9 protein-coding genes, 1 other RNA gene and 1 pseudogene are annotated in these 12489 nt (G+C 32.1%); all 11 read right to left on the reverse strand.

The window, feature by feature from the left end:
• Positions 1–317: 317 nt before the first annotated feature.
• Entirely contained in the window at positions 318–929 is a 612-nt protein-coding gene (locus tag C3E89_RS03845; RefSeq protein WP_236911167.1) for a hypothetical protein, read from the reverse strand.
• A 135-nt stretch (positions 930–1064) separates the two neighbouring features.
• Positions 1065–1154: pseudogene (locus tag C3E89_RS13495) on the reverse strand (recombinase family protein); the annotation flags it as partial.
• A gap of 349 nt (positions 1155–1503) precedes the next feature.
• Positions 1504–1854: a transfer-messenger RNA gene (gene ssrA, locus C3E89_RS03850) on the reverse strand.
• Between the two features lie 144 nt (positions 1855–1998).
• On the reverse strand, positions 1999–2463 hold the full coding sequence (smpB, locus tag C3E89_RS03855) for an SsrA-binding protein SmpB (RefSeq protein ID WP_236911168.1): 465 nt from the start codon (positions 2461–2463) through the stop codon (positions 1999–2001).
• A 172-nt stretch (positions 2464–2635) separates the two neighbouring features.
• On the reverse strand, positions 2636–4747 hold the full coding sequence (gene rnr / locus C3E89_RS03860) for a ribonuclease R (protein WP_236911169.1): 2112 nt from the start codon (positions 4745–4747) through the stop codon (positions 2636–2638).
• 45 nt (positions 4748–4792) lie between these two features.
• Positions 4793–5977 (reverse strand): D-alanine--D-alanine ligase family protein, encoded by a 1185-nt coding sequence (locus C3E89_RS03865; protein ID WP_236911170.1) that lies wholly within the window; start codon positions 5975–5977, stop codon positions 4793–4795.
• Positions 5978–5993: 16 nt separating this feature from the next.
• Complete coding sequence (locus C3E89_RS03870; RefSeq protein ID WP_236911171.1) at positions 5994–7643, reverse strand: UDP-N-acetylmuramoyl-tripeptide--D-alanyl-D-alanine ligase; 1650 nt, start codon at positions 7641–7643, stop codon at positions 5994–5996.
• Between the two features lie 60 nt (positions 7644–7703).
• On the reverse strand, positions 7704–8465 hold the full coding sequence (locus tag C3E89_RS03875) for an alpha/beta fold hydrolase (protein ID WP_236911172.1): 762 nt from the start codon (positions 8463–8465) through the stop codon (positions 7704–7706).
• A gap of 217 nt (positions 8466–8682) precedes the next feature.
• Complete coding sequence (locus C3E89_RS03880) at positions 8683–10695, reverse strand: sodium-translocating pyrophosphatase (protein WP_236911173.1); 2013 nt, start codon at positions 10693–10695, stop codon at positions 8683–8685.
• Between the two features lie 23 nt (positions 10696–10718).
• Positions 10719–10943 carry a preprotein translocase subunit SecG gene (gene secG / locus C3E89_RS03885; RefSeq protein WP_236911174.1) on the reverse strand — a complete coding sequence of 75 codons (225 nt, stop codon included), beginning with the start codon at positions 10941–10943 and terminating at the stop codon, positions 10719–10721.
• Between the two features lie 139 nt (positions 10944–11082).
• Positions 11083–12375 carry a phosphopyruvate hydratase gene (eno, locus tag C3E89_RS03890; RefSeq protein ID WP_236911175.1) on the reverse strand — a complete coding sequence of 431 codons (1293 nt, stop codon included), beginning with the start codon at positions 12373–12375 and terminating at the stop codon, positions 11083–11085.
• Between the last annotated feature and the right edge of the window lie 114 nt (positions 12376–12489).

A 12489-nucleotide genomic window follows, 5' to 3' on the forward strand; every position in this document is an offset into this window, starting at 1 on the left:
AACTAAATAGAATTTCCAATTATGTGAAATCCAACCAAATAGATATTCTGAATTTAAAACAGTAAATGAGATTAAAAGTACTATTCCTAAAATAAGAAGTTCAAAAATTAAATATCTATACTTGTTTTGTTGCATAGGTTTACCTCCTTTATAATGAATATAAATCTACTGATATACATCAATTATTTAAATCACATATCCTGGATTTCTTTTACTCTACCATATATATTAACTAATTTCTACCATATTTTATTTAAAATAAAAAATAATCCGCTAGTCTAAGGGCTTCTGCTCTTTGAACCAGCGAGTTCTGATTTTTATAATATTTCCTGTTTAATTTTAGTTCCATCCTTAAAGTAAAATATAATATCATTTTCAATAACTACCTTATTTATGGTAGATGTCCATAAAGCCCCATCAAAGTCTGTTAAAATTATATCTTGGCTTTTAAGTCTATCTATAAAGGTATCTATGCTATCTTTTCTAACTTTGTTTTCTTGTTGCTTTTCTTCTACTTCATTTAATTCATCTTGGCCCTTTTTGTATCTTTCAACTAATTCATTATACTTTTTTGTATATTCCTTTTGGTCCATAGCCTTTCTAGGATTCTCATCAACTATCTTTCTAAATAATTCTTCTAAAACTTCAATCTCATTTTGAATAGTAGCTGCCTTTTTTTCAAGCTTTGTTGTGTCTAGAAGTTCTTTCAATATAACTTCATAGCCCGTTATAATTTTTTCTTTATTTTCTATTAAACTATTGAAAGCTTTGATAAATGCCTCCTTGAAACTTCCATAGCTATTATTCTTGGATTGTTTTAATGCCCTTTCTCTTGCCCCTTGACGAGCTTCTTCGCCCCAGCTTTTACTTCGTGGTTTATGCTCCCATGTCCTCTGAATAACTTCCCCATCTCTAAATACAAATTTCAATATATTTGAATCACAAATCTCTATATATTCAATTTTTTCATTGAATAGGGTTTCATTATAATTATCTACTTCTAATACTTCACTTGTAATCTCAAGTAAAATCTCCTCTGGTATTTGCCTTGAGTTCCGGCAATCTTTTCCATACCTTGTATAGGTACTACAAACCCAAAATGCTCTACCATGACTTAGCTTTCTTCTATATTTCTTTCCACAGTTTTCACAAATTAATTTGCTGGTAAAAGGATAACATTTATAGTAATTTCTTCATCATCAATGTTATAGCCATATATAAATCTTAAGTTTACAAGTTCTCCCTCTAAGAAACCTTTCCTAATTCGTCACTTGTAATTTTCACTAACAGAACGGCTTTCTTCTTGGGCAAAAGAATCGGGGATAGTTAGCATAGTCACTGTACTATATAACTTTTATAACTACTCCGTGGAAAATTATACGCTTTTACTTTCATTTTATTGTAACTGATGCAAAAAGAACCGTCCCCAATGCATTATCCAAAAACAACGAAAACCCCTTGAAATCAAGGAGTTTCTATTGTATCAATATTTAAGTTCTTTTATGGTGGAGGCGGTGGGAATCGAACCCACGTCCGAAAACACTTCCACAAGAGTTTCTCCGAGTGCAGTCAGTAATTTGACATTCCCTCCACTAGACCCCTACTGACAGGATCCTAGCTTTAGTAGCTTCATAGATTCCGTTCCCTACTCAAAGCTTTGTAAGGCTCGGTTCCCCACTAGGTTGGCGCCCTATCCCAAGGCGTGGGATTCTCGGGTAGGACGTGCTGCTTTAATTAAGCAGCAAATGCGTAATCTTCGTTTGCGTTTAATTTAAGTTGCCACTTTTAACGTTGTTTGGCGACAACGACTCGCTACTCCTGCTTCCATATCCCCGTCGAAACCTTTTCGCCCCCATATAATTTAATCCACATTTTTTGGTGCACTATCAATTATAGCAAAATATTGATATTATGTCAATCTATCGAATATAAAACATTGAAAAGTAGTAAATCATCCTTTAATTGTGCATTGTGAAATGTAAATTATAAAATTAGCATTTATCTATATTTTTCTGAAGCATGTTGTTGCATTCTTCTTTCCGCATCTCTTCTTGCTATATCCTCTCTCTTATCGTATAACTTTTTACCTTTAGCTACTGCCAATTCTACTTTAACTAGTCCATCTCTAATATATACGGTAAGTGGTACTAAAGTATAGCCCTTTTGCATGACTTCTGCAGCTAATCTTCTAATCTCCTTCTTATGGAGTAATAGTTTTCTCTTTCTAACTGGATCTACATTATAAATATTACCTTGCTCATAAGGACTTATGTGCATACCATATACAAAAACTTCTCCATTTTCTATAACAGCATAACTTTCCTTTACATTTATTCTCCCCTGTCTAATGGATTTGACTTCCGTTCCCTTTAATGCTATTCCTGCTTCTATTGTATCTTCAATAAAATATTCATGCCTAGCCTTTCTATTAGTTGCAACAATTTTTATATTTTCCTTTTTCATATAAATCACCACACTCGTCTTAGTCTAGACTATAGTTTATCAAGCTTTTACAGAGCTGTCAATATTATTTAATACTTGCCATAGATAATGAGATTAGGCAGACACATAAGTCTGCCCCTACCACTGTTCATTAGTCTTTATCAATTGTATAAAATTATCTATTGTCAATCATTTAAGATAATAACATAAAATCTACTGTCCGTTTTACTAAATCTGCCTTTACTACTTTAATTTTTACTATATCCCCTAGTTTATATTGCTTTCTAGTAAATTCACCAATAATATGATAATTATCTTCATCAAATTCATAATAATCATCTAGCATATTACTAAAATGGACTAATCCTTCCACCGTATTTTCTAACTGAACATACATACCGAAATGGGTTAAAGATGACACTATTCCCTCGTAGATATTTCCAATCCTCTTAGACATAAACTCTGCCACTTTTAAATCATCTACTGCTCTTTCTGCCTCTTCAGCTGTTCGTTCGGTTATAGATGTATGTTCTGCTACTTTTGGTAATATAGCCTCCAATTTAGCTTGTTCTTGGGAATTTAACTTTCCTTTATAAAAGGATTTTAATATCCTATGAATCTGCAAATCTGGATATCTCCTAATAGGGGCAGTATAGTGGGAATAGTATTTAGCTGCTAAACCAAAATGAATATCAGGTTCACTACTATATTTGGCTTTTTTTAAGGACCTAAGTAATAAAGTATTTATTAGAGTTTCCTCTTTCTTCCCTTTCACCTCTTTAGTCAACCTCTGCAATTCTTTTGGATGGACCTCTTGAGTGCCTTTAATCATATATCCAAAATTGTGAACGAATTTATTAAAACTATTTATTTTCTCCATATCTGGTTCTTCGTGAATTCTATATAAGAAAGGCATCTCTGACCAATACATATACTCAGCAACAGTTTCATTACATACCAGCATAAACTCCTCTATCATCTTATTAGCTATCCTTCTATCTTCTTTAACAATATCTACTGGTATCCCATCTTCATCTAATATAATTCTAGCTTCTGGAAAATCAAAGTCTATGCTTCCTCTTCTTTCTCTTTTTTCAGATAGTATATGACAGAGTTCTTCCATTAATTTTAAATCTTCCACAACTTTATCCAACTTATCGAAGGCCTCGTAGTTATCGTTCTCTAGTAAATCGGAAACATCATCATAAACAAGTCTTGCTTTACTTCTTATTACTCCCTCTACTAATTCATGATCCACTACATTTCCATTGCTGTCGATTTCCATAAACACAGACAAAGTAAGTCTATCTACATTTGGATTTAAACTGCATATTCCATTGGATAATTCTTTAGGTAGCATAGGAATTACCCTATCTACTAGATATACACTATTGCCTCTTTTATAAGCTTCCTTATCTAAAGGAGACCTTTCTGGAACATAATGAGAAACATCTGCTATATGAACACCTAAACGATAATTTTCTCCTACCTTTTCTATAGAAACTGCATCGTCCAAATCCTTTGCATCTGCTCCATCTATAGTGAAGGTATTTAAGTCCCTTAAATCAACCCTATTTTTTATATCTTCTTCATTTACCCTTTGACCTATCCTCTTGGCCTGGTCCTGTACTTTTTCGGGAAATTCTTCAGGTAATTTATACTGTTTTATTATTGAGAGTATATCTACCCCTTTTTCGCCTACATATCCCAATATATCTACTATTTTCCCTTCAGGATTTCTTCTTTTTTCAGGCCATCTAGTAATTTCCACTACTACCTTTTGATTGGTTTTAGCCCCATTTGCATGATTCTTTGGTATAAATATATCATAAGCAATCCTTGAGTCATCTGGAATTACAAAGCCAAAATTCTTGCTACTTTCATAGGTCCCAACTATGGTTTTATTTGTTCTTTCTAATATTCTAATGACTTCTCCTTCATCTCTTTTATCCACTATGCCTTTGCTAATTATTCGTACAACCACTCTATCCCCATGGATAGCTCCATTCATCTCTTCAGCTGGAATGAATATATCTTCTTTTTCCTTGTCATCAGGTACTAAAAAACCAAACCCTTTTTCATTGCCTTCTAACTTTCCAACTATTAAATTCATCCTATGAACGAGACCATAGCGTTCATTCCTGGTCTTTATTACTATGCCTTCCTTTTCCATTTCTTCTAATACTCTAAAAAAGGCATTTATTTCTTTTCCTTCTAATCCAAATTTTATAGCCAATTCTTCCTTAAGCATTGGTTTATATAGTTTTTCTTCCATAAAGTTAATTATATTTCTTTTAATCCCCATCTCTATCCTCCAATCTTTTGTTCTTTATTATCTATTCGTAAGTTTTTAAATCCCCTTCATACTACTAACTTTGGTACCACCTAGATGAACTTTTTTAAACAAATCAGCTTCATAAATATACATATTTTCATTTTTATCTTCATGTATTTTTAACGCTATGTTTATCATTTCATCTATTAGCTTATTAAATGGAAATCCTTTCTTTTCCCAAAGATAAAACGCTATTGATCCTGGTAGGGTATTAATTTCATTTATAAATATATTTCCATTCTCATCTAGTAAAAAATCTATTCTTGAATTTCCGCTACAATCAATTGCCATAAAAGATTCTTTAGCCAGTTCCTCTACTTTTTCCCTAATATGATCTTCAATATCTGCTGGAATTACTCTTCTACTGCCTTCTTTACCCATTCCTTTAGTATTACTTTTTATATATTTGTCTTCAAAGGTCAGTATTTCTTCCCATCCTAAAGGTTCTTCACATAAGGAAGCTATAAGATTATCATTATATCCCATTACTGCACAATTGATTTCCCTAGGATTTTCAACAGCTTTTTCAACTATTATCTTTCTATCGTATCTTATAGCTATTTCAATAGCACTGATCAAAGTTTCCCTATCTTTTGCTTTTGAAATACCAATACTTGAACCTAAATTAGCTGGTTTAACAAATAGAGGATAATTCAACTTTTCTTCAATATCATCAATTATTTCTTCTTGATTTTCTAACCATTTAGTTCTATAAAACCATACATAATCCACTATAGGAAGTCCACGAGCCTTAAATACTTCTTTCATAAGTATTTTATCCATCCCTACAGAAGATGCTAAAACTCCACCACCTACATAAGGTATATTGATTAACTCAAATAATCCTTGTATAGTCCCATCTTCACCATTGGTACCATGGATAGTTGGAAATACGATATCTATCTTATCTATTACTTTCTTTCTAAACAATCCAATACTATTAGGATGGAGGTATAATTTATGATCATTGGCATCTAATGATAATACTATCTCTTGTAGATCTTTCAAATTATCATCTTTGAAATTCTCAAAATCCAATAAACTATTTCCAGTAAACCATTTACCTTCCTTGTCAATATAGATAGGAATTACATCATACTTATTCTTATCTATATTTTCTATTACTTGCAGCCCTGTAATTACAGAAACCTCATGTTCTACACTACGTCCTCCAAAAATAATAGCTACTTTCTTTTTCACCTAAAGTCCCTCCTAGCTATTCATTATAATTATCGGGTAAATCATTTTCAAATAATATAACATCCTTTGGTCTAGCAATTCTCTGTATGATTTTTGTTGCTTCTTCTAAATCATTAACCATAAATATATTATCCTCATTATATCCCGTTTCCATCAATCCCTCATATATAGGAACGGTTCTCTTTTCCCCAATTAAAATAGCAAAATCACATACTTTACCTATATTAACTCCTAATTCCCTATTGGCCTCTTCTTCCCTTGTACCTAACTCTACCATACCTGGTGTTACTATTATTTTTCTTCCCTCTTTAAACTGGGATAGAACTTCTAGGGCAGCCTTGGCTCCTATAGGGTTAGAATTAAATGCATCATCAATTATTATAACTCCTGTTCCAGGATTTATTATATTTAATCGATGAGGTATAGGTTTAATCTTTTCAATTCCTTTTTTAATTTCTTGAAAATTCAAACCCATAGCTATAGCTACAGATACTCCTGCCAATATATTATATATATTATGTTTACCTAATAATTTTGTTGTACACCTAATACTATTTCCCTTTTTATCTTTTATGGTAAAAGTAGAACCCATTTCCGAAACTTCTACCTCTTCAGCGTATATATCTAACTGTTCATTATTACCTATTCCATAAAGAATCTTTTCTTTAAAAGTTTTATCGGCTAATTTTTTTATATGCTCATTGTCATAGTTAAATATTGCAATACCATCAGTAGGTAATTCCTCTATCAATTCATATTTAGTTTTCATTATATTGTCTAAGTTTTTAAAGGTTTCCAAATGGGTTGGACCAACAGAGGTAATAACCCCTATTCTAGGTCTAGTTAATTTTGCCAATTCCTTAATATCTCCTATATTTCTAGCACCCATTTCTGCAATAAATACCTGATATTTATCATTTAATTGGTTGTTTATTACCATACTTAATCCCATGGGAGTATTATAGCTTTCTGGAGTATTTAATACTCTATATCTTTCACTTAATATTGTTCCAGTTACAAATTTAGTACTAGTTTTCCCGAAACTTCCAGTTATACCTACTACGTAAAGATCCTCCATAGACTTAATCTTTTCCTGAGCTTGTTGGAAGAATCGCATGTTTATGTTGTTTTCTAATGGTTTTATTATTACATTTGATAAAAACATTGTTTCAGATTGAAAATAATATAAAGCAGTCCCTAAAAATAAGATTAAAGGAAAATTGAATAATACATCACTTATTAGTTTTGTATAAAGTATATAGACTATTAATATAATAAAGAAATTTAATATTAAATTAGTCGTATAAAGACGTTTAGCTCTATTTGTAAACACCAAAGGTTTTTTTATATCTTTATCTTTAGGGTTCAAAGTTGGTATCATACAAATTATCCAAAGTAAATTATAAAGAATCCAAAGAAACAATTTCAATTTATCTTTATTATTAAAGAATATGGATACAACAAAAAATAATATAGTCATTATAAAAATAAAAATTGAATTTTTGATTAACGTTTCACTATATACTTTATTACTTTCTTGTAACCATTTTCTATATTGTTCTTCTTTATAGCCTTCTAATTGAATCATATGTAAAAAGAATTTTGATCTTTCAATAATTAAATATATCCATATTAGTACTAAAAAAAGAATTATTAGTATATTCATTATTACTCACCCCCATAATTCCATTGTTTTTATTCTTATATACATAATTATACTATGGAGTTAATTTAATAAAAAAGTTCTTAAAATTATTGCAAATCGATTAAAATCATCTAAATAAGAGTAATGACCTGCACCTTCTAATACAACCAATCCACTATCTGATATTTCTTTTTCCATTATTTCTCCCATATATAATGGAGTAGCTGTATCCTTATTTCCCCATATCAATAATGTAGAACATCGTATATTATTTAGTATTGGTTTTAAATCTTCATTTACAACTTTAACCAGTATTTTTCTCATTATACCTTCTGCATTTTTATAGTCTGAAGATCCAAACTTTCTGTAAAATTTTTCCATCCCTTTTTTTTCATCTGTCCAAAAGAAGAAAGCTTTATATAAAAACTTTAATGTCTTAAAGGCATAAACCTTTGAATAATATTTCAATCCTCTTTTTGGTATTAATCCAGCACTATTGATTAATACTATTTTTTCCACAACTTCAGGGTATTCACTTCCTAGTATTATGGATAATTTACCTCCGAAGGAATGCCCTATTAATACTACTTTTTTTATTTGCATTATATCTAAAAACTTTTTTACAATCTTTGCATAATCCCAAGAATTGAAAATTTCTTTAGGTGCTTCGCTTTCTCCAAAACCAGGCAGATCTATTGCATAAACCTTAAAATCAGGTTTTAACAGGTTTACTATGGATAAAACTGTATTTATATTAGCACCCCAACCATGGAGTACCAATACATCTTTTCCTTCTCCTTCACATATATAATTTAATTCTATATTTTCAATATTTATCTTCATATTTACCTTCCTTATATACCCTTATAATAAATATTATTAACTATCTCTATATGAATATAACCAGATAATATTAATATTTTCTTGCTAATATCAAATTATATCATATAAACAAAATAATAACAGGTTTTGGATGTTTTCCATCATACCTAAGCCATTAAAATAATTTGACGGTTCTTATTGTTTGTCTTGACAAATAATAAGAACCGTCTTAATTATCTTATTTAAATAAGTTAAACAGTATTCCGCCGTAGTTTAAGAAAAGTTGAGCAAATACTAGAGATACTATGGTCATAAGCTTGATCAATATATTTAGCGAAGGACCAGAAGTGTCTTTAAATGGGTCTCCTACTGTATCCCCAACTACTGCTGCATGGTGAGCTTCACTACCCTTTCCACCATGATGTCCATCCTCTACGTATTTCTTAGCATTATCCCAAGCGCCTCCAGCATTGGCCATAAATATAGCCATTAATACCCCAGTAATTAATGCTCCTGCTAATAGGCCTCCTAACGCTTCAGCACCTAATAATAATCCAACTAATACTGGAACAACTACTGCCATGATTCCAGGGATTACCATTTCCCTTAATGCTGCCTTTGTACTTATGTCAACACAAGTGCTGTATTCAGGTGTTGCTTTACCTTCCATTATTCCAGGTATTTCTTTAAATTGTCTTCTTACTTCTTCTATCATGCTAAATGCAGCTTTTCCAACTGCATCCATTGTCATTGCTGCAAATAAAAATGGTAACATTCCGCCGATAAACATTCCTGCAATAACTGCTGGTTCTGTTAAATTGATACCACTTAATTCTACTGCTTGTGTATAGGATGCAAATAACGCTAAGGATGTTAAAGCTGCTGAACCTATAGCAAATCCTTTACCTACTGCTGCCGTTGTATTTCCAACAGCATCTAGTTTATCTGTGATTTCTCTTACTTCTTCTGGTAATTCACACATCTCTGCAATTCCACCAGCATTGTCTGCTATTGGACCATAAGCATCTACTGCAATAGTCATTCCTGCTGTAGACAACATCCCAACAGCTGCCAACGCAATACCATATAGTCCTGTAGCTGTATCATTTAATCCGCCAGAAACATAGAATGCAATTAAAATACCAATTGCTATAATGATTATTGGTCCACCTGTAGACATCATCCCTACAGATAAACCACCAATAATATTAGTACTAGCTCCTGTTTCTGATTCAGATGCTATTCTCTTTACAGGATTATAATCTGCTGAAGTATAGTATTCTGTAATTCTTGCAATTATCAATCCTACTGCTAAACCTGCTAAAATAGCAACAAAAGGTTTATATGAATCTAATATGCTCTTACTTAATAAAAATGCAATAACTACGGTTATTATTGAACTTACTAAAGTTCCATTATTTAATGCCTTTTGAGGATCTTTATCTCCCCTTACGAAATACACACCGATTATAGATGCAATTATTCCTACTGCTGATAAAGCCAAAGCAAATTTTACTCCACCATCACCATAAGCTACTAATCCTAATGTAATTGCAGATATAATAGCTCCTACATAGGATTCGAATAAATCTGCTCCCATACCTGCAACGTCCCCAACATTATCTCCAACATTGTCGGCTATTACAGCAGGATTTCTTGGGTCGTCTTCTGGTATTCCTGCTTCTACTTTACCTACTAAGTCAGCTCCTACGTCTGCCGCCTTAGTATAAATACCTCCACCAACACGAGCAAATAATGCTATAGATGAAGCACCTAAACCAAATCCTGTTATAATCGATGGGTCAGGAAATAGTATGTATAAAACACCTACTCCTAATATACCCAAACCTACAACACTCATTCCCATTACTGCTCCACCTGAAAAAGCAACAGTTAAGGCTTTATTCATACCATTTTCCATTGCTGAGTTAGCTGTTCTTACATTAGCTTTAGTTGCTACTTTCATGCCAAAATATCCTGCAAGGACTGAAAAAATTGCCCCTAATAGGAAAGATACTGCTGTTTTCCAGTTAATAGCCAATGCTAATATGATGAAAAGGGCAATTACAAAAATTGATAATGCATTATATTCTCTCTTTAAGAAAGCCATAGCTCCTTCTTCTATATAAGAAGCTATTTCCTTCATCCTGTCATTTCCAGGACTTACTTTTTCTATGGAACTAGCTTTATAAAATGCGAACAGCAAGGCTACTATGCCAACTATTGGTGCAGCAATTACTGCAAAGTCCATTTAAACATACCTCCTTAATATTATTAAATTACAGCTAAAACTAATGCTGATATCATAAATACAACTGCTGAAACTGTGGTTATTCTACTAAGCATAGCTTCAAAAGTTCTAAGTCTTGATTTTCCAAAAAGATTTTGTCCACCACCAGTAAGAGCTCCTAATCCTTCTGATTTACTTTCCTGTAGTAAGACGGATACGATTAATGATATACTGGATATTAAGAATATTATCGAGAAAAAAATTGTCATGTTTGCACCTCCTATAATGAAATTAGAAAAATTTATTTTATCATAGCCGTAAACAAGAATATTTTAACACAGAGCCCCTATAAAATCAATAGCGTTAATAATTTCACATGTTTAAAAAGAAATAGTAAGGCTAGCCTTACTATTTCTTTATATTATAAAATGCCTTTTTTCCTCTATATTCACTTGCTAATCCAAGAAAATCTTCAATTCTTAATAATTGATTATATTTAGCTACCCTATCAGTTCTTGAAGGAGCACCAGTTTTGATTTGTCCTGCATTAGTTGCAACTACAAGATCTGCTATAGTAGTATCTTCTGTTTCTCCTGATCTATGGGATACTACAGCAGTATATCCATGAACCTTTGCCATTTCAATGGTATTTAATGTTTCAGTTAAGGTTCCTATTTGATTTAATTTAACTAAAACTGAGTTAGAAACTCCCATATCTATTCCTTTTTCTAAACGTTTAGTATTAGTTACAAATAGATCATCACCAACTAATTGGATTTCATTCCCCAATCGCTCCGTTAATTTTTTCCACCCATCCCAATCGTCTTCTGCTAATCCATCTTCTATGGATATAATTGGATATTTCCTAACTAAATCTTCATAGTACTCTATCATCTCATCTACAGTTAATTCTCTACCTTCTCCTTCAAGCTTATAAACTTTTTTCTCCTCATCATACATCTCTGTAGCTGCTACGTCTAAAGCTAAATAAACATCTTCTCCAGGCTTATATCCAGCTTTTTCAATGGCTTCTACTATAGTTTTTAGAGCTTCTTCATTGCTAGATAAGTTTGGAGCAAATCCGCCTTCATCACCTACAGCAGTATTTAGTCCCTTCGCCTTTAATACAGATCGTAAATTGTGGAATATTTCTGCCCCCATTCTTAATGCTTCTCTAAAGTTTGAAGCTCCCACTGGCATAACCATAAACTCTTGAATATCTACGTTATTATCAGCATGCTCTCCACCGTTTAATATATTCATCATTGGTACAGGTAGTACTTTTGCATTTACTCCACCAATGTATTGATAAAGAGGCATACCTAATTCATCTGCTGCTGCCCTTGCTACGGCTAAAGAAACGCCTAATATAGCATTAGCTCCTAATTTCCCTTTGTTTTCTGTTCCATCTAGCTCAATTAATAGGTTATCTATTCCTAATTGATCATATACGTCCATTCCAATAATTTCATCTGCAATTATATTATTAACATTATCTACGGCTTTCATAACACCTTTGCCTAAATATCTTTCCTTATCTCCATCTCTTAACTCTATAGCTTCAAAAGCTCCTGTACTTGCTCCAGATGGAACTAAAGCTCTACCATGAGCATCTAGTTCTGTCCAAACCTCTACTTCAACCGTTGGATTTCCTCTAGAATCAAGCACTTCTCTTGCATATACATCTGTAATTAAACTCATTATATTCATCCTCCCTTATTCAACTCACAGTTCACAATTATTTAGGTCAAACTTTTAAGTCCAAGATTCTTCAGCTACGCTTTAGAATGATAAAGACAATGTCATCTCACAATA

Origin of the sequence: Clostridium sp. Cult1, assembly GCF_021655095.1 — a bacterium.
Lineage (GTDB): Bacteria > Bacillota > Clostridia > Tissierellales > Tepidimicrobiaceae > Schnuerera.